Origin of the sequence: Echinicola marina, assembly GCF_020463795.1 — a bacterium.
GTDB classification, from domain to species: domain Bacteria; phylum Bacteroidota; class Bacteroidia; order Cytophagales; family Cyclobacteriaceae; genus Echinicola; species Echinicola marina.
The window spans coordinates 4,469,617-4,486,963 of the sequence record NZ_CP080025.1; the positions used below are offsets into that span (position 1 = coordinate 4,469,617).

The 17,347-nt window shown below is 38.2% G+C and carries 20 protein-coding genes; 8 read left to right on the top strand and 12 right to left on the bottom strand.

Translation table 11 applies throughout. From position 1 onward, the window contains the following. Nucleotides 1–21 precede the first annotated feature (21 nt). The 4 genes from KZP23_RS18010 to KZP23_RS18025 form a co-directional block, all read right to left on the bottom strand. Entirely contained in the window at nucleotides 22–1,197 is a 1,176-nt protein-coding gene (locus tag KZP23_RS18010) for a hypothetical protein (RefSeq protein ID WP_226333174.1), read from the bottom strand. After that, nucleotides 1,197–2,393: a hypothetical protein gene (locus KZP23_RS18015; RefSeq protein ID WP_226333175.1), complete on the bottom strand. Its 1,197-nt coding sequence runs from the start codon at nucleotides 2,391–2,393 to the stop codon at nucleotides 1,197–1,199. Before KZP23_RS18015 ends, KZP23_RS18010 begins: the two co-directional genes overlap by 1 nt. Nucleotides 2,394–2,537: 144 nt before the next feature. Further along, complete coding sequence (locus KZP23_RS18020; protein WP_226333176.1) at nucleotides 2,538–2,822, bottom strand: hypothetical protein; 285 nt, start codon at nucleotides 2,820–2,822, stop codon at nucleotides 2,538–2,540. Nucleotides 2,823–3,368: 546 nt separating this feature from the next. After that, nucleotides 3,369–4,115: a hypothetical protein gene (locus KZP23_RS18025; RefSeq protein WP_226333177.1), complete on the bottom strand. Its 747-nt coding sequence runs from the start codon at nucleotides 4,113–4,115 to the stop codon at nucleotides 3,369–3,371. Between the two features lie 271 nt (nucleotides 4,116–4,386). On the opposite strand from KZP23_RS18025, the gene KZP23_RS18030 reads away from it, so the two are divergent. After that, complete coding sequence (locus KZP23_RS18030; protein WP_226333178.1) at nucleotides 4,387–5,142, top strand: sulfite exporter TauE/SafE family protein; 756 nt, start codon at nucleotides 4,387–4,389, stop codon at nucleotides 5,140–5,142. Nucleotides 5,143–5,225: 83 nt separating this feature from the next. Here KZP23_RS18030 and KZP23_RS18035 read toward each other — a convergent pair whose 3' ends face one another. The 4 genes from KZP23_RS18035 to hxlB all read right to left on the bottom strand — a co-directional run bounded on the left by KZP23_RS18035 (nucleotide 5,226) and on the right by hxlB (nucleotide 7,892). Further along, entirely contained in the window at nucleotides 5,226–5,684 is a 459-nt protein-coding gene (locus KZP23_RS18035) for a carboxymuconolactone decarboxylase family protein (RefSeq protein WP_226333179.1), read from the bottom strand. Between the two features lie 65 nt (nucleotides 5,685–5,749). Next, a complete protein-coding gene (locus KZP23_RS18040) occupies nucleotides 5,750–6,346 on the bottom strand; it encodes a Crp/Fnr family transcriptional regulator (protein ID WP_226333180.1) in 597 nt (198 codons plus the stop codon). A gap of 291 nt (nucleotides 6,347–6,637) precedes the next feature. Then, the gene (gene hxlA, locus KZP23_RS18045) at nucleotides 6,638–7,264 is read right to left on the bottom strand and encodes a 3-hexulose-6-phosphate synthase (protein ID WP_226333181.1); all 627 of its coding nucleotides are present in this window, start codon (nucleotides 7,262–7,264) and stop codon (nucleotides 6,638–6,640) included. Nucleotides 7,265–7,316: 52 nt separating this feature from the next. After that, the gene (gene hxlB, locus KZP23_RS18050) at nucleotides 7,317–7,892 is read right to left on the bottom strand and encodes a 6-phospho-3-hexuloisomerase (RefSeq protein ID WP_226333182.1); all 576 of its coding nucleotides are present in this window, start codon (nucleotides 7,890–7,892) and stop codon (nucleotides 7,317–7,319) included. A gap of 194 nt (nucleotides 7,893–8,086) precedes the next feature. Between hxlB and KZP23_RS18055 the strand changes: the two genes are divergently transcribed. Then, nucleotides 8,087–8,929, top strand: a complete 843-nt coding sequence (locus tag KZP23_RS18055) for a helix-turn-helix domain-containing protein (protein WP_226333183.1) — start codon at nucleotides 8,087–8,089, stop codon at nucleotides 8,927–8,929. Between the two features lie 153 nt (nucleotides 8,930–9,082). Here the strand turns inward: KZP23_RS18055 and KZP23_RS18060 are convergent, their stop codons facing one another. After that, nucleotides 9,083–10,504, bottom strand: a complete 1,422-nt coding sequence (locus KZP23_RS18060; protein ID WP_226333184.1) for a hypothetical protein — start codon at nucleotides 10,502–10,504, stop codon at nucleotides 9,083–9,085. Nucleotides 10,505–11,058: 554 nt separating this feature from the next. Continuing rightward, on the bottom strand, nucleotides 11,059–11,322 hold the full coding sequence (locus KZP23_RS18065; RefSeq protein WP_226333185.1) for a hypothetical protein: 264 nt from the start codon (nucleotides 11,320–11,322) through the stop codon (nucleotides 11,059–11,061). Nucleotides 11,323–11,488: 166 nt separating this feature from the next. Here KZP23_RS18065 and KZP23_RS18070 point away from each other — a divergent pair, with 166 nt between their 5' ends. The 5 genes from KZP23_RS18070 to KZP23_RS18090 all read left to right on the top strand — a co-directional run bounded on the left by KZP23_RS18070 (nucleotide 11,489) and on the right by KZP23_RS18090 (nucleotide 15,279). Further along, nucleotides 11,489–11,827 carry a zinc ribbon domain-containing protein YjdM gene (locus KZP23_RS18070; protein ID WP_226333186.1) on the top strand — a complete coding sequence of 113 codons (339 nt, stop codon included), beginning with the start codon at nucleotides 11,489–11,491 and terminating at the stop codon, nucleotides 11,825–11,827. 234 nt (nucleotides 11,828–12,061) lie between these two features. Further along, nucleotides 12,062–12,784: a dioxygenase family protein gene (locus tag KZP23_RS18075; protein ID WP_226333187.1), complete on the top strand. Its 723-nt coding sequence runs from the start codon at nucleotides 12,062–12,064 to the stop codon at nucleotides 12,782–12,784. 30 nt (nucleotides 12,785–12,814) lie between these two features. Further along, nucleotides 12,815–13,495 (top strand): pirin family protein, encoded by a 681-nt coding sequence (locus tag KZP23_RS18080; RefSeq protein ID WP_226333188.1) that lies wholly within the window; start codon nucleotides 12,815–12,817, stop codon nucleotides 13,493–13,495. Nucleotides 13,496–13,507: 12 nt separating this feature from the next. Beyond that, a complete protein-coding gene (locus KZP23_RS18085; RefSeq protein ID WP_226333189.1) occupies nucleotides 13,508–14,596 on the top strand; it encodes a sensor histidine kinase in 1,089 nt (362 codons plus the stop codon). Further along, complete coding sequence (locus KZP23_RS18090; RefSeq protein WP_226333190.1) at nucleotides 14,593–15,279, top strand: LytR/AlgR family response regulator transcription factor; 687 nt, start codon at nucleotides 14,593–14,595, stop codon at nucleotides 15,277–15,279. Before KZP23_RS18085 ends, KZP23_RS18090 begins: the two co-directional genes overlap by 4 nt. A gap of 23 nt (nucleotides 15,280–15,302) precedes the next feature. On the opposite strand, the gene KZP23_RS18095 is transcribed toward KZP23_RS18090, so the two are convergent. Then, on the bottom strand, nucleotides 15,303–15,788 hold the full coding sequence (locus KZP23_RS18095) for a hypothetical protein (protein ID WP_226333191.1): 486 nt from the start codon (nucleotides 15,786–15,788) through the stop codon (nucleotides 15,303–15,305). 382 nt (nucleotides 15,789–16,170) lie between these two features. After that, entirely contained in the window at nucleotides 16,171–16,632 is a 462-nt protein-coding gene (tnpA, locus tag KZP23_RS18100; RefSeq protein ID WP_226332430.1) for an IS200/IS605 family transposase, read from the bottom strand. Between the two features lie 347 nt (nucleotides 16,633–16,979). Here tnpA and KZP23_RS18105 point away from each other — a divergent pair, with 347 nt between their 5' ends. Then, nucleotides 16,980–17,330: a hypothetical protein gene (locus KZP23_RS18105; protein ID WP_226333192.1), complete on the top strand. Its 351-nt coding sequence runs from the start codon at nucleotides 16,980–16,982 to the stop codon at nucleotides 17,328–17,330. Nucleotides 17,331–17,347: the final 17 nt, after the last annotated feature.

A 17,347-nucleotide genomic window follows, 5' to 3' on the forward strand; every position in this document is an offset into this window, starting at 1 on the left:
GCTAATACACGGTTCAATATATTAATTAGAATTCTCCGGATATTTAAAACTATTAATTGTAGCAATTATTAACGCTTCAAAATCATCATTTATAACCTTAAGATTTTCATCATATTCTGTCGGTAATGACCTAAAACTGTGAAAGACAAGCGAACGCGTCTTATAAACTGCAATCTGAGGCGAACTTTGTTCATATTCAGGATTCACCTGTTTTAGTAGTTTATTGCAAGAAATTTTAAGAGCTTCCAATAAGGCGTTTTGTCCTATACAATAATTACTAAACAGTTTAGTAATTCTAGATTTTTCATTTGCTACAATGGTTAGTTTCTCTTTAATGTCATAAAAATTATTTACGTTATTATCGAAATCTTGAATTATAGATCCTAATTCACTTTGGAATACTTTTTCAATTAGTAATTCAATTACCTGATACAATAAATGAAATCTTATTAGTTCATGTTTCTGACTGTATAGAAAGGAAGTAAAAAGATTTAGTATAAACGGATCAGTCCTAAGATCTGGAGCTATTGATGTAAATTCTATAATCCCATTAATAGGCTTTTCTGCTCCATTTCCGTGTTCTTTATCCTTATATAGAACATTAAAGTTAGATTCTTCAATACTCATATAACCATATGACCATAAGCAAGGCAGAAAGTATTTAATTTCAAACTTAATTGCATGCACTTTCTCCCAAATTGTAACATATGGTTTATGAAGTATAAGTACATGCGTATTTTCTCCATATATAGCTTCCAAGTCAATAAAAACAGAATTTGGTATACCCAATCTTTTATATGGCAATGCATTTTTATCAGAAAGTAATATTCTTATTGCGTGATATGCATAAGGGGAAAAATGTTCATTATCACCATAATCATGTTCTGCATTAATTAGGGATTGAATAGGTATTAAATAGCCCAATCTTCCGCGATTAGCCTCTGTCCTACTTTTTGAGTCTGAAATTTGATAAATATCATTTGCTGCAAAAGCTGAATTATGAAATAAATAAACATCAAATTGTGAATCTCGCAGGTGTGAGTAACTAGGATTCTTTTCAAAACAAAAATCACAATAGAATTCATTTCCTGGATCCTGTGATGAACTTAACAAAAATTTATTTTTACCAGGCAGAAAACGAACTTTATCAAGATTTAATGGTTCAGGATCGTCTATTCTTAAAAACTTTAGGCCCATTATAAGAATTCAACATTATACATTTGTCTTGCTTTCTTTATAGCCTTGTATACATCTAGCTTATTTTCTCCATGAACATTTAGTAGAGCTTTAAAGAAATGGTAAAAATACCTCCTTTGACTATTTCCAATCTTTTTTGAGGTTGATCGTATAAACTCTAAATTTTTTAAGAACTCTTCATACACTTCACTTGATTCTCCTCCCAAACTTAAATTGTCTAGTTCACTTGATAACGTATCCAAATCGGTAATCACATCATTTTCTTCTAAAATACCGATTGCAGCACCAAACGCTGTTACAACCTGAGGTCGTAAAAAGAAATTTGCAACATCTCTTCCAAATGGATGCGTATAATCTTCACTATAATCCATTTTCGTAAAATCCCAATCATCACTCACCTGGTTAATCTTTTCCATGAACTTATGAAACACTTTTAAAAATTGCTGAAAAAGCTCCACATTCTGTCCTTTCTTTGCTAGCTTTTCCAAGCTTTTAATATCATCTAGTAAAGTTGCTCGATCTATTGATAACTCATTCTTTTCAAGGTATGATTGAAAACCGTCTACCACATCGCTGAACTTGTAATTGCCAATCCCAATTACTCTTGCTCCATCGACTTCTCTTAACAAATTCACCCCCGGAATTTTGGTATCAGTAACATAATCTTGATATAAAATCTCAATTTGATGTCTTATAGACATAGGGGTTTGCCCAGTATTTAAAGTCAACATTCGATAAAGAATCCCGATTTTATTTATTCCAACATAAATTTCCAATCTCAATGTTCTACCTTGGAATTTCACTAAAGCTTCACTTTCTCCTGATTTCTTTAATTCATCTTCTAAGGCTAACATTTGATGTGTCCTCTGAAGTCCATCTAGTATAATCAACTGTTTATCTCTAATTGACTGTTTAATTTCATCATCAGTTACCTTTGATAAAAATTCTTGTTCATCGCCATCAATAGCTTCTTTCCTTATTGCCAAAAAAATCGGAGGAATTGTACAACCATCTTTTAAATCATTTCTTAACAATGAGTAAACGGTTTTAGAAGACTTGACTTTCTTCCGTTGCATTTCATTATCATCTATAATGTATTTGGCAATTTGTAAATAATCTCCAACTTTGATTTCTGCAAGGACATTCAAAGCCTCAATTTTCTCATCTATAATGCGTGAAAGAATGTCTATATTCATATACTATTTTTTTAAATTATTACTTTAAATCTTTAACAAGAAAAGGCAAAATACTCAATTTAAAAATATTCTTAATTCTATAATCCTTCCAGAAATTTTACTCTTTTGTATTTATCTTAAAGGTAATCGTAATTAAAACCATGTTTAAAAACTAAACTCCAAATCTATCCAATACATATTCTTCTCGCAATACCCCATCTGGGGTATTTTTTCATTAAAACATGAATTTTTTACCCACCCTGTAGTCAATTCTCTACTTCCTGTACATAATTCTACCCTTCCTGTATCACTTCCCCTCTCCCCTGTTACCTTTTCCACCCTTCCTGTAGCCTGTGGACTGCATCCTGTTTGACCGGAAGGCTTTGGGAAGCTACAGGACGGGCTAATGGGTTGACCGGAAGCCTTTATACTATGACCGGAAGCCTTCATATACCTACAGGAAGGCATTACCCACCTACAGGAAGCCCTACTTTACCTACAGGAAGCATAGTTTTGGCTACAGGAAAGGTCCCGGACCTACAGGAAGGGTCCCGGACATACAAGAGGGTTCATTTGCCTACAGGAAGCCATACCTTGGGTACAGGACGGCTTCTTCAGCTACAGGAAAGGTGTTTCCCCAAATTTTATTTGGAAAAAATCTAGTTTAACCCGTTTTTGCAAGGTATCTTGCTAAATCAAAGCATTGCAATGCGGTTAATTGATTTTATAAATAAGGCGCTATAAACGCACGGATTTAAAAGTCCTCGTTGCAAACAAGGACTAGATTGCGGTTTATAGAATTAGATTGCGGTTTCATGGTGTGAGATCACTTCGCGCTGCTCGTGATGACGTGAAACCATTACTAGGAGTAGCATATGCTACACCTAGTAACCGTACATAATCCTACCCCGCATTTGTATTGCAACTTATGCAACAAAAAAAGCCGCTTCCTAATTAAAGAAAGCGGCACTATCTTACTGATAAATATAGACTAACTTAATTGTCCATAAAATCCTCTGATGATCTTTCAGGGCGGCCTTTATTGATCTTGCGATAGTAGGCACTGGTAAAGCCTTTGAGCTTTTCGGGATTTTTACGGAATACATATTTGCCCGTCTCCCGAACTTCGTCCACGGCTGTTTTCAGCAGCGTATAGGCCTTGTCCCGTATGATCTTGGCCTCATTATTCGTGGCGCTTTCCCCATTCATCTGAGCCAATAGCTCAGACATTTCTGTAGCAGTATCCTCGGCCAGCTGTAGCTTTTCGGCACTCACCCCAATGGCTTTGAGCAAGGAAAAATTGGCATTGCCCAAGGCTGCCAGATCACTCAGGTCCTGCACCATATCCGCATGGCTGGTCCCCTGCTCTACTTGCTGAACCTTGGCCAGTAGATCGGATCGCTTACGGAAAGCAAAGCGGCAATCTGCCTCTAGGTCATTTTTCAGCTCCAATGCCACAGGAGACTTTTCCTCCCATTTTCGTCGGGCCTCTTCCTGGATATTGAATTCCTTCATCCACAGGGACTGTGCATGGCGCAAGGCTCCGGCATATATCGGTAGTTTTTCGGCAAACTCCCAATCCATACCGGCCTTTTTCATCGCTGATTTTTCATCTTCCACCCATACAGCTAGGTCTGCTGCCTCTTGGACATAAATATCCACGGGAATGGCCGGGATATTGGCATCTTCGGTGGAAATGGTCTTAAGCTCCTCAAGGGTAGCTTCATAATTTTGTTTTGACATAAAAACTTGGATTTAGTTAAAAAATACTTTTCACCTAAACCTAAAATAATCAGTTAATTAAGTCAATACCCCATGTGGGGTATTTTTTACATCCCTAACCATTCCAGGGTGTAGCATATGCTACACCCTGGAATTACCAAGTAATTACACAAGTGCATTGAGATTGTAATTAATTTCTGATTTAAGCCAGCTTATTTCGCCGGTCTTCCGGCTCTTTTTTTTAAGTTTGCGGGATTGAATAGATTTTGTCATTCCCTTTTGACCACCATTTATGTTTTTATCCCTTATCTCAGAAATCAGTACCGCTTCATGGATTTTAAGTTTTTTAGCCGCTTTTGTGATCGGATTGTCCAAAGCCGGCATCAAAGGAATAGCAGTCATCAATGTGATTTTTATGGCCATAGCCTTCGAAGCTAAACAATCCACTGGCATCGTATTGCCCCTATTGATAGTGGCAGATGTGTTTGCGGTGATCTATTATAATCGACATACCCAATGGAAATACGTGGCCAAATTTCTTCCCTGGATGATATTGGGAATCGTGCTGGGAAGTTGGTTTGGTATGGACCTTCCTGAGCAAACCTTTAAAATCATTATGGCCATCATTATCTTCCTTACCGTAATCTTTATCGTCTGGTGGGATCAAAAAAAGGTAAAAGATGTACCGACTCACTGGGCGTTTGCAAGTGGTGTTGGGACCTTGGCTGGCTTTACCACCATGGTCGGTAACTTGGCCGGGCCAATATCCAATATTTACTTTTTGGCCATGAGACTACCCAAAAATCAATTTATAGGAACCGCTGCCTGGCTTTTTATGATTATCAATGTGTTCAAATTACCCTTCCATTTCTTTGTCTGGAACACCATTACTGAAGAAACCCTCCTACTCGATCTGAAATTGGTTCCAGGAATAATTCTCGGATTTATATTAGGAATCAAGATCGTTAAAAGGATCGATGAAGCCTTTTTTAGAAAAATGATTTTGGTATTAACAGCCCTGGGAGCTATTGTTATTTTGTTTAAGTAAGCGATGCTGGTTAGAAAAGGTTACTAGGTGTAGTAAATACTACACACCTAGTAATAATAAATCACTATACCCAGTATTGGCTTTTAAACCTCAAAATTATATTCCTCCATTATAGGTTTTGAAGTACTTACGGAAATCCTATTCCACGCATTAATGGTGACTATTGCCATAATTATCTGCGCTATATAATTCCCATCAAACCGCTCAATGGCCTTCTCATAGGTTTCATCTGTCAGGCCTTTCTGATGGATCAGGGTAACTTCCTCTGTCATTTGAAAGATCAGTTTTTCCTCCTCACTAAAGCAATTGGACTCTTTCCAGGCATTGAGTAGAAATAGTCTTTGCTGTGTCTCTCCATCGCGCAAGGCTTCTTTGGTATGCATATCTATACAAAAGGCACAGCCATTGAGTTGAGAAGCCCTTATATAAATCAAATGCTTGTGACGGACATTTAAACTACTCACTTTCAAATAGTTTTCCAGCCTAAACATACCTTTATAAGCATCAGGCGCTATTGATTCAATTTGAATTCTGCTTTTCATAGTCTTTTTTGTTTTTGTCTATGACAAAGCTATGGGGCATGGTGGTGATAAGTCCTTAAACTGGTTTAAGAAAGTTGTTTCCTCCGTATTTCGCTCACATATTCTGGCGTTAATCCCAAATAGGAAGCAATGAGGTATTGGGGGACCCTTTGTTCGAAGTCAGGAAAGTTTCTAGTAAAATGTAAATAGATCTCCTCCTTTGACAGTTCAAATTGATACTTTACCCGCATTAATGAGGCTCCATAGGCTATCTGGAGCACTTTTCTAAAGTACTTTTCCAATTTTGGAAACCTTTCTAGGAGTTGCTCTTGGCTTGAAAAATCGATACTGAGAATGGTAGCAGGTTCAACCGATTGGATAAAAAACTCCGTTTTCTGCTCATTGCCAAAAGCCAAATAGTCTGTAATCCACCAGTTTTCTATGGCAAATTGAAGAGTTTGCTTGGAGCCGTTTGCATCGATAAAGTACATGTTCAAGCAACCATTAAGCACAAAAAATTGCTTATCACATAATGTATCGGCAAGCATCAAATGCTCCTTTTTCTTCACTTTTAAGGTTTGGAATGCTCCAAGGATTTCTTCAAAATCATCTTCCCTTATATCGGTGAACCGATTTATATGAAGAAATAAAGGATGCGTTGTATGGGGATTGTTCTTATTCATCTATTATAAATTTAAGAACGATCCCAAAGGTTTTATACCTTTTTATTCCTAAAAATTCCTGACCTCTCCCCTCTTATATTATGAAAAGCGTCCTGACCCGCGTTTAAAAGGCGAGTTGCTAAATCCAAGTATTTGCAATGCGGCTATTGATCCAACACTGGGCGTAGCATATGCTACGCCCAGTGTTGGTAATGCATTTAAAATGCAGTTGTTTAATTATTGAAAAATGCGTTAAAAATGCTAGAATTTAAAAAGTCCCCGTTGCAAACGAGGACTAAGTATTGTATCAGCTTAAGCTAATGCTTCTTTCAAAGCTTTGGCAGCGGCTGCAGGATCTTCAGCACCATAAATAGCCGCTCCAGCTACAGCAACTACTGCTCCTGAATTTTTCACGGCTTCAATACTGTTCATATTTACGCCACCGGCAATGGAAACAGGAACCCCTGCCCTGCTGGCTTCATCGATCAATACCTGAATGGAATAACCCGGTTCAGCTTGCTCATCCAAACCTGCATGCAACTCTACAAATTCTGCTCCAAGGGCAATAACCTCTTTGGCACGCTGCACACGGTCTTTTACACCGATAGTATCCACTACAACACCTTTATTATACTTTTTGGCAGCTTCCACGGCACCAACAATGGTGGAATCCCCTGTAGCTCCTAAAATGGTAATATAATCCGCTCCAGCTTCAAATGCCATTTGGGCTTCCAAAGCACCTGCATCGGCTGTTTTAAAATCCGCAAATACTTTTTTGTCTGGAAAGGCCGCTTTCATAGCAGTAATGGCTCCTAAGCCTTCACTTTTGATCAAGGGTGTTCCCAATTCTATAATATCAATATAGGGAGCCACTTTGGTGGCCAAGGCGATCGCATCTTCTGTCTTCAACAAATCGATGGCTACTTGTAGTTTTGTCATAATATTTGGCTTGTTTTAAATGATAATATTGTTCTTATTTTTTCTAATCGGCTTACTCCATATTGGCATGCCGCTTCCAAAGCTCTTCCGCTGTGCTCCCTCCCTGCTTCCACAAATGCTGTATGAGCGCATCAAAGACCAATAAAAAGGCCTGTTCAAACAGACTTCCTGCATACTGTGCAGAAACATTTCCATGATGATCTTGCTTCCCTGCAGCAGGGATCTTGATGGTAAATTTGGCCAATTGGGCAAGTGGGGACTCAGCATTGGTGGTGAAGCAAATCACTTTTGCATCGTTTTTACGGGCTGTTTCTGCAGCCTTTACAATAGAGGAAGTAGTCCCTGAACCTGATGCTGCAATCAAGACATCTCCCTTTCCTATGGCGGGTGTAGTGGTCTCACCAACAACATGTACAGAAAATCCCAAATGCATTAATCTCATGGCCGCTGCCTTGATCATAAACCCTGTTCTCCCCGCACCGATCAAAAAGATATTTTCCGCTTCTGGTAATATGGGGATGATAGTACTTAGGGATTCAAATTGAAGCTTATTGGATAAGTCCACATGTTCCTTGATGATCAAATCAAGGGCCTCCTGAATGGCATTGGTTTCTATGACGGCTTCCATTTTATTGTTCTTTATATCTGCTGCTTGCTTTGCTTAAATATTAAATACAAAATTAGGGAGCTGCCTTGGAGCTCTTTGTACACTATTTGACAGATATGTGGTACAATTAGCCCAAGCCTGTAAAACCTTGGGTGATATTCGCTATTTTTGTGGTACTATTTGGAAATACATAAAAACCCTGATAAAATAAGACCATGCTGAGTGATAAGGTAATCTATATTCGTAATCTTGATAACTGTCCTCCTTCCTATCTGGATGATCCGGGAAGAAAGGAGTTTTTTGAGATTGTCTGGCTCAAGGATGAAGAAGCGCTTCACGTTCCACAGCATAGCTTCCAAACCTTACAAGGTGATTGGATTTACCTCATCCCTCCCTATCGTGTACATCAATTGAACAAGGCTGGTAAAAAAGGCTTATTGATTTCCTTTAAGCGAGAATTATTGGAAGGAGACCTAAAGGAGTTTTTACTCGACGTCTTCCGGATGTTCAATATCCAAGGAGAATTTTCCTGCCTACAGGTCAATGAAGAAAGTTCCAAAAGGTTGAATACTGTTTTTAACCTGATGAATGAAGAATACCAACAACCAGTACTGAACCTGATCATGATCAAAGCACTGCTTAAGGTATTTTTACTGCAATTGATCCAATTGAAAGAACAGCATTTTACCTTACAGGATATCAATGAAAAGCGCATTTATGAATTCATGCTTCTATTGGAAATGAATTACCTTGAAGAGCGCACAGCTGAATTTTATGCAGATAAACTGGGAATCAGCACCAAGAGGCTTAACCAGATACTGAGGGAAAAGCTGAACAAAACCGGCACACAGCTGATCCATGACAGGGTATTGTTAGAAGCCAAAAGACAGATCATCCATAGTGAAAATACCATCAAAGAAATAGCCTTTAACCTAGGCTTTAAGGACAGGTCTTACTTTAGCCGTTTCTTCAAACAACATGCTGGACAAACACCCCAGGAATTCCAGCTAAGCGTAAAAAACCATATCAGCACCTACGACAATACGCTAATAAACTAACCCGCGATTATAAAGCTGGCTATTAGATTAAAGCACTTAAAATGAAATGTTTAGGTTTTAAAATGGAAGCGTAAAAAAGCAGCCTATTACTGGATATTGCATATGCTACACCCAATAATAGGCGGTCAAATCAAAGCATGTGAAATCTGCTTTCTATTTTTGTTGCAGATAGGCCTTAATGCCAGTGGTATCTACATTGCCCTGAATAGACCAAGCAAAGTCAAGCAATAATTGTCCATCAAATATTTTATCTGATCGGCTGACATAGGAATTGCCTACATAGGGTGTTTTGGAATTGGAGGAAGTGGACAATCCTTCTGGATTTACTGTGGCCATTCGGTGACAACTCATACAGTTGGTCCTGACCCCAGCATAAGTATCTATTTTTCCCCCTTCAGTATCCACGAAGCTGATCGCATCATCAAATACTTTTGGACCAAAACCTGCCTCGAGATACGGGTTAAAGGCATAATTGGGACTGCCAGTAATATTTTCTCCTTCATAGGGTTCATTGGGGTTCACCATATAATAAGCTACCGCCATGGCATAATGGCGGGCTGCCCCCTTCAGCTGATCAGGTCTGCTGTCCGCAATGGACTTTGAGCTAGGTGCTGTAGGATTGTTAGGATCAGGTACCCACCAGAAAGTTTGCCAAGTCCAATTGGTGATTTCTCTAGTTCCCACATGCATACCTACCAATATGGCCACATCCCCAGGTTTTGCATTGAATTGGTTGCCTGTATTTTCCGAAAATTCCCTATTCAGAAAATAAGCATCCTCATCATTGAGTTTGAAATGGATAAAATCTTCCAAGGGATAAATGTTTTCTTCTTTACTCCCCTTGTTCTCCACATCCACTGTTACATAGCTCTCCCAGTCCTGTTCAGGAAAAGCCACCAGGGAATCGATAGTTCCTGGCCAAGTGGCAATGTCAAACTGCTGCTCTCCGCCCGATGTGGGCAAAAGTTTAAAGACCGGTTTGATGGTGATGGCATCCGTTGGGAAAAAAGGAATTTCCTTCCTGCTTTCCTTTTTGGCCATATCGTACAAGGTGGTGGCCATAAAGATCTTATTTTCGATAGCAAATTTAGCTGCACCGGGACTATAGGAAACAGATTCGAAAATACTATCATTCACGGTCTTTTGCTTTGAGGCAAAATGGGTGAATTGATTGGGGACATTCAGATTACCCCGATTGGATCTCTTGACCGGCTCATTTTTGATGGAATCGATCATTTCTTCCGGTGTCATCCATGTTTCAAATACGCGCAAATTTCTTGGGTCTCCGGGGATTTTCTGAGAACTCAGTGAAGTGATTCCCGTCCAAATTCCCCAGCCATGCAAATGGATCTTTTCTGTATTCATTTCATGAATCCATTGGTTTAATACCGTAGAATCTTCAGGGAAATTAAATCCCGGAATATTAAGCTGAGGAAAATCAGCTGGCACCACCTTGTCATAGGAAAAGTGCATCAAAACATTGTTTGCGGCTTCTTGGTCTTTTTTTTCTTCCTTACAAGAAAAGAGCGCCATCAGTAAAACCGCCATTAAACGATAAGGTAAATGATTCTTCATGATTATTGTATTTGGTGTAAAAAAAGTGAATTAAATCGTCAAACTCTTTGATCACCACTACCCTATTCCTGTATCCATAAGGTAAGGATCAATACTATAATCTACAATCAAATTCCATTGTGCTATGGGGCTAGCAATAGTTTCCATTTCCCATACTCGCACTACAACTTTAAAATCTACTTGCTAAAAAGGCCTGGTCTCTTTCTCATTCCTGAGTTCCAAAAATACTATCTATGGAAACCAGTATTACTGTACTGATTCCCAATAACTTCGTGTTAACTTCCTGTAAATCTAAGGAATAAAATTTCATAATAATATTTTTATTCCATTTTTTATACCTGATAAGACTCAGTTGATACGTGATTTCCATCAGTTTATATTAAATCCAAAATATGCATTAGCTTATTTACACCGCGGAACACAAGTTTTACGGACTTAAAATGCTTTAAAATCAGACGCATGGCACTATCGCTAAAAATGAAGTGAATGATAGAAATTCATCAGTAATCTCATCGACAAACTGATGGAAACAGCAGATATATATCCTGGCCCAGTTATCTGTTATCCAAAGCTACCCTGGAGCCAGAATACAAGTCATAAACCGCTATCAATCCTTCCTCTCTGGAATTGTTGGGATAAAACTCAAAGCTATTGAATTCACTGCGGTCTTCTACATAAACGGGCAAGTATTTCTCTTCAAAGGCATTCCAGATGATCAAGAGGTAATTATAGCTGATCTTCTTGCTGCGTCCCTCTTCCAACCAGGATTCAAAAAGTGCTTCATTTAGGGATTGGGGATAATCGGAGCTATCGAACATAGGTATATAATCAATATTTTTTTCGAAGGTAATGATCTAAAATTGCTGTGCCAAGTAAAAGGAGGAGGTATATTATACTATTGCCCTCAGCTCTCCTTTTGCTTTTCTCCAGTAATATCCAAGATTTTTGTATCTTTGGGGCCTTATTATAAAAAACAATACCAAAATGTCTGAAATTTTACCATGCCCAAAATGTGGCTCCGAATATACCTACCCTATGGATGCTTTGATGGTTTGTCCAGAATGTGCACATGAGTGGAATCCTGAGGAAGTAGTAGAAGAGGAAACTGGCCTAGTGGTCAAAGATTCCAATGGCAATATTCTTCAGGATGGAGACGCAGTGGTGGTGATCAAAAATCTACCTGTAAAGGGAGCCTCTTCCTCTATTAAAGCGGGTACCAAAGTAAAAAATATTCGATTGGTGGAAGGTGACCATAATATCGACTGTAAAATTGATGGTTTTGGCAGCATGGCCCTGAAGTCAGAATTTGTGAAAAAGGCTTAGTTCAGTCTTGGGTATTGAGTATTGAGATAAAAGTAATTTGAGACTTACTTGAGATATTAGTTGGCGTAATTCCCACTTTGTACTTTGTACTAAGTACTTGATACTATCTACTTTTTAATACTTTCATTTATCGCAATATTCCCTTCGTTTATCTCAATTCTTAATGATCATAGAATACTTAAGGTAATTTAGTGCTTGTACTATTTATCAATTACCATAATAATTCATTGCATCATGGAGAAAAGAACATTTATCAAAAAATTAGGTTTAGGCGGATTGGCCTTTCCATTCCTAAGCCATTGTATTGAGAATGAAGACAATATTATTGAAGAAGGTAATACAGAAACGAATGAAGACGGCAGCTGTACTACAACAGCTTCAGAGACTGCAGGCCCCTTTCCTACCAAGAACCCTTCCTCCTTACAGCGGGTTGATATTAGGGCAGACAGAACGGGTATAGTATTGGATATTGAAATTGCCATATTGAATTTCAATGCCAACTGTGAACCCTTAGAAAATGCCATTGTTGATATTTGGCATTGTGATAAGGACGGATATTATTCGGAATATGGTGGAACGGGGATGCAGCAGTCTGATTTTACAGGTGAGCACTTCCTTAGGGGACGACAAATAACGGATAGCAATGGGAAAGTAGCTTTCACCTCCATCTTCCCAGGTTGGTATCAAGGGCGCGCAACCCATATTCATGTACATATCTACAATTCCTCTGGCAAATCACTTTTGGTCACTCAAATAGCTTTCCCAGAAGGATCGAACAGTGCCGTAAACCAGGTAAATGCCTCTTCAGACAATGGCTACACTAAGGGAATGAGCGGTTATACCACCAATTCAAGAGACAATGTCTTCTCAGATGGGGTGCAAACAGAAATGTCTAATATCTCTGGCAGCATCGCAGAGGGCTTCAGCTTAACACACTCTATAGTGGTAAAAGCTTAAAATGGAGTAAATCTTCATTTATGTCATATTATGAATAGGATGATAATGATAGATCAAGGCCTTAACACTAATATTTATCTAGGCAAGAACAGGAGATTATTGGAAACAAGTAGCCTACAAAGCTATTTGGTGATGGATCCGGATATAAATGGAAGTCAAATGTCCCAACCGTTTGGCCAAATTAGAAGTTGGGAAGATGCTTTATTACTCCCCGGGCAGGTATATATATTTAAAGGTGTAGAGGAAGCCTCATTGATTGTAATTCCGCTGACTGGTAATATAGCCAATCCACTCAAACCAACTGAAATAATTAAAGTTGGAGAGTTGTTATTATTCCCAGTTCAAATTGGCGAAGAAATAAGCATCGTTAATCCAGATGATGAAAAACCTGTTAATCTGCTTCTCTTAAAATGCACACCGTTGACCCTTAGTCAATGTGTGGTAATGAAAATCCCTGGGGAAGAAAACGAACAATACCCCTCACAGATCAAAATACTTATAGGGGAATTTGAAGAGCGAAAAGAGTATGAATATAAAGTAAAAAGGAAATCCAGAAATATCTTTGCTTATGTTCTTTCTGGGGCCTTTGAGGTGAATAATTGCCTGCTTTCTGCTAGAGATGGCCTGGCAATTTCTAGAACAAAATTGTTGGAGATGGAAGCCTTGTCCAATGATGCTATTATATTGGTAGTAGAAATGACTGAATTATAACTCAAATTCCCCTTGGCAAAGAACAAAAACCACCTTGCTTGGCATATATTGGCTGGATTGATTTTTATGGCCCTTCCAGCCATTATATCTCCCCATCCACCAGGGGAAAAGGACTACTTACTTTCAGGCCCCACCATTAGGGACTTTATCTCGAATGGCATGATGCTGATCTTTTTCTATTTCAATTATTATTTCCTCATCAGCAAACTATATTTTAGAAAACATTACGTTTGGTATGGATTGATCCTGGTCATTACTATGCTGATCATCATCTTTGTACCTTCATTGATGACAGGTTTCAACCCTTTTTCCCATGCAGAATTTACAGGTAAAATGCCAGATGTCAGCATTCAGGACCATCATTTGCCCAATAATTTCCGTGGAGGGCCAAAAGGACACAACCAAGATATTACCAGTTTCCTTTACATGGTAAACCATAATATTTTGCTCTTTGTATCAGTGATACTATTTTCCATATTACTGAAAACGAGCGATAGATTATTACTCAGCGAAAAATCAAAACATGATGCAGAACTTGGTTCACTAAAGAGTCAGATTCAGCCACATTTCCTTTTCAACACCTTAAATAGCATTTATGTAATGGCCATAAGGGAACAATCCTTGAATACAGCTAACAGCATCCTAAAGCTTTCTGGATTGATGCGCTTTGTAGTAAGTGAAACGGGTAGGAAATATGTTTCCCTGGAAAAGGAATTGGCTTACCTCAATGATTATATTGAATTGCAAAAGCTTAGGCTAGACAAAAAAGTAAAACTGAATTATATGGTGGAAAACAAGGGTGAAGGTTGTAAAATTGCCCCCCTATTATTAATGCCATTCATTGAAAATGCCTTTAAACACGGAGTGAACCCTGATGAAGATTCCAAAATCAATATTTACATTAGAGTGGAGGGAAAACTTCTAGAAATGTTGGTGGAAAACAATAAAGTAAAGGTTCTTTTGGAAGAGCATGAAACCAGTGGGCAAGGTATTCAAAATACCATGGAGAGATTGGAGCTTATATATCCCAAAAAACATCAGCTCACTATAAAGGAAACCCCACAGCAATATCGGGTAGCGCTAAGTATAAACCTATCATGATCAGAGCCATTGCCATAGATGACGAACCCCTAGGTTTGGAAATACTTGAGACCTATTGTAAAGAAATAGATTTCATACAATTGGAAAAGACTTTTACCCAATTGAAGGAAGCCCAATGGTATCTTCAGAATTACCCTGTTGACCTTATTTTTCTGGATATCCATATGCCTAGCATGTCCGGCATTGAGTTTTATAAGCAGCTGGACCAAGAAACAATGGTCATCTTCACCACTGCCCACAGCCAATATGCCCTAGAGGGGTTTAATTTAAGTGCCTTGGATTACTTATTGAAGCCCTACCCTTTTGACCGTTTTCATAATGCCGTTAATAAAGCCCATGATTATTATCGATTTATGTACAAACAGGGAGATGTCAAAGAGGAACTGTACCTAAGGGCAGATTACAGTTTGGTAAAAATAGCCTTATCGGATATTTTATATATTGAAGGCTTGGCAGATTACTTAAAGATTCACTTAGTTACAGGAAAACCTATTATCACCAGGATGACCATGAAAGGAATTATGGATGAATTGCCAGCCAGTTTTTTACGCGTACACCGCTCTTATATTGTACCCAAAAAGCGAATTGAGAGTATTAGAAACAAAGTTATCTACCTTGGAGGTTTAGAAATTCCAATTGGAGCTACCTATAAGCAAGCTGTCGAAGAAGCTATGGGGAAATAAAGGCAAATCAGCCAAATAGTTTATTAGCTTATCCCCTCTTCCAGTTCCTCCAATAAATACTGGTAGTCGTATTGTAAATCCTCATGAAGCCCAGAAATGAGCTTTTGAATCTTGTTCAACTGCATTTGGTAAAGGTTGCCAATAACCGGATGTTTGAAGTCAAGGTAGCCATTTTCTATTAGGCCTCGGCAAAAAAATCCTATCAGTTCAATCTGTATGGTCTTTTCTTTGGTGAACTTTAGGTACTTGTTCAGCTTCCTACGGATAGCCTGCGCTGACTTCTTGGCAAAGTGGGCATGGTCCAAATTAGCATTCTCAAATGCCTGCTGGAGTTCTTCTTCTACCATTTCCTGAAAAAATCCTGGATTCTCCCTTCCATAAACCTTAAAAAATAAAAACTGCTTATTATCTGTAGTGAACTTCGCCGTTTCCATCAATAAGGATATCAGCTCTTCCTCTGAAAGATGAGAAAGTTCTTTTTTTATCTGGGCTAGGCTGGGTAGTTTCATAAAAGGAAATAATAGTATATATCGGCAAGTTGATAAACAAAACTATTGATTTTTGATTTAAAGTTTTAATCATAAAGCCATCTTCCCAACTTAAACATTTCCCCCCTTAATGCCTTAATGGTTTAAAATCAAAAAACATGAAGAAATGAAGAACATGAAGCTTTCTTCTCCACATAAAACAACCCCAGACCTTAATGACCCTTAATCCCTTAATGGTTAAAAAGAATATTAAAACATGAAGAAATGAAGGTATTAAGAACATGAAGCTTTCCTCCCCACAAAAACAACCCCAATCCTTAATGCTCCTTAATGACCCTTAATGCCTCAATGGTTAAAAAGAATAGTAAATAATCCTCGGGGCAAGCCCACGAGGCATTATTGGTCAATCGAATATTTTTAATTGATAATTGGTCTTCAGTTTTTTATATCCTTTTTCCAGCCCTTGACTCTTTACATAATTAGCGATCTTTTCCTCTGTTCCATGTTGGCCTACCGTATTGACAAAATATCCCTTACCCCAAAACTCCCCTCCCCAGAGCTGTTTTTTCACCTCTGGGCATTCTTTAAACACCTCTCGTGACACTAAACTCTTTATCGTTCTCACTATTTTGGTTATACTATACGTTGGAACCGATTGGATCAGAAAATGTACATGGTCAGCATCTGTACCGATTTCCAGAAATTTAATCTCATATCTTAGTTCTATCTGTTCACACGTCGATGTCAGAACTTTATCAACCTCTTTACTGAACACTACTCGTCTATATTTTGCTGAGCAAACTATATGGTACAGCAAAACTGATACATTATGACTCTTATGGATATACTTACTTTCTTGCGACATCGAGTCACAAGATAGTAAAACGAGGCTAGCCTCGGGGAATTTGACCCTAAGAGATTAAACCTTGAAGAAATGAAAGAATTGAGAACATGAAGCTTTCTTCTCCACATAAACAACCCCAATCCTTAATGCCCCTTAATGTCTCAATGGTTAAAAAGAATAATAAACCATGAAGAAATGAAGGAATTAAGAACATGAAGCTTTCCTCCCCACAAAAAACAACCCCAATCCTTAATGACCCTTAATCTCTTAATGGTTAAAAAGAATATTAAAACATGAAGACCAGATGAGCTTAAAGACTAAATCAGCATTTTTTTTTAACTTTAACACTGTCGCTTAACAATAATACCATGCAGGAATCCTGGAAATTCAAACTGAAAAACACCCATTCTGGCCCCAAAGATCTGATTAGGGAAACAATCCTTAAAGAGAAAAAGGAATGGAACATTTTTATTTCCCTGTATGCTAAATTGGACGGAGCCATTGCTGAAGATATTTCACTTAAAGAAATAAAGTCCATGGATACAGATCTTACAGGGACAATAATTCTAGCTTTTAAGAAGATATTCTATAATGCCTGCCTGAATATTCATGAACAGGATAAGGACAAAATTGAATTGGATTATCAAATAGATACTGAAAAAGATGAAATTGTGTTCACTGGTCCACTGATACCAGAAAGAGGAATGGATGATATTTAGAGGTTAGACACAAGACG

Bases quoted from the DNA above. Each gene is read 5' to 3' on its own strand.
- KZP23_RS18010 (WP_226333174.1), bottom strand. From the start codon at position 1,197: ATGGGCCTAAAGTTTTTAAGAATAGACGATCCTGAACCATTAAATCTT.
- KZP23_RS18015 (WP_226333175.1), bottom strand. From the start codon at position 2,393: ATGAATATAGACATTCTTTCACGCATTATAGATGAGAAAATTGAGGCT.
- KZP23_RS18020 (WP_226333176.1), bottom strand. From the start codon at position 2,822: ATGAAGGCTTCCGGTCATAGTATAAAGGCTTCCGGTCAACCCATTAGC.
- KZP23_RS18025 (WP_226333177.1), bottom strand. From the start codon at position 4,115: ATGTCAAAACAAAATTATGAAGCTACCCTTGAGGAGCTTAAGACCATT.
- KZP23_RS18030 (WP_226333178.1), top strand. From the start codon at position 4,387: ATGTTTTTATCCCTTATCTCAGAAATCAGTACCGCTTCATGGATTTTA.
- KZP23_RS18035 (WP_226333179.1), bottom strand. From the start codon at position 5,684: ATGAAAAGCAGAATTCAAATTGAATCAATAGCGCCTGATGCTTATAAA.
- KZP23_RS18040 (WP_226333180.1), bottom strand. From the start codon at position 6,346: ATGAATAAGAACAATCCCCATACAACGCATCCTTTATTTCTTCATATA.
- hxlA (WP_226333181.1), bottom strand. From the start codon at position 7,264: ATGACAAAACTACAAGTAGCCATCGATTTGTTGAAGACAGAAGATGCG.
- hxlB (WP_226333182.1), bottom strand. From the start codon at position 7,892: ATGGAAGCCGTCATAGAAACCAATGCCATTCAGGAGGCCCTTGATTTG.
- KZP23_RS18055 (WP_226333183.1), top strand. From the start codon at position 8,087: ATGCTGAGTGATAAGGTAATCTATATTCGTAATCTTGATAACTGTCCT.
- KZP23_RS18060 (WP_226333184.1), bottom strand. From the start codon at position 10,504: ATGAAGAATCATTTACCTTATCGTTTAATGGCGGTTTTACTGATGGCG.
- KZP23_RS18065 (WP_226333185.1), bottom strand. From the start codon at position 11,322: ATGTTCGATAGCTCCGATTATCCCCAATCCCTAAATGAAGCACTTTTT.
- KZP23_RS18070 (WP_226333186.1), top strand. From the start codon at position 11,489: ATGTCTGAAATTTTACCATGCCCAAAATGTGGCTCCGAATATACCTAC.
- KZP23_RS18075 (WP_226333187.1), top strand. From the start codon at position 12,062: ATGGAGAAAAGAACATTTATCAAAAAATTAGGTTTAGGCGGATTGGCC.
- KZP23_RS18080 (WP_226333188.1), top strand. From the start codon at position 12,815: ATGAATAGGATGATAATGATAGATCAAGGCCTTAACACTAATATTTAT.
- KZP23_RS18090 (WP_226333190.1), top strand. From the start codon at position 14,593: ATGATCAGAGCCATTGCCATAGATGACGAACCCCTAGGTTTGGAAATA.
- KZP23_RS18095 (WP_226333191.1), bottom strand. From the start codon at position 15,788: ATGAAACTACCCAGCCTAGCCCAGATAAAAAAAGAACTTTCTCATCTT.
- tnpA (WP_226332430.1), bottom strand. From the start codon at position 16,632: ATGTCGCAAGAAAGTAAGTATATCCATAAGAGTCATAATGTATCAGTT.
- KZP23_RS18105 (WP_226333192.1), top strand. From the start codon at position 16,980: ATGCAGGAATCCTGGAAATTCAAACTGAAAAACACCCATTCTGGCCCC.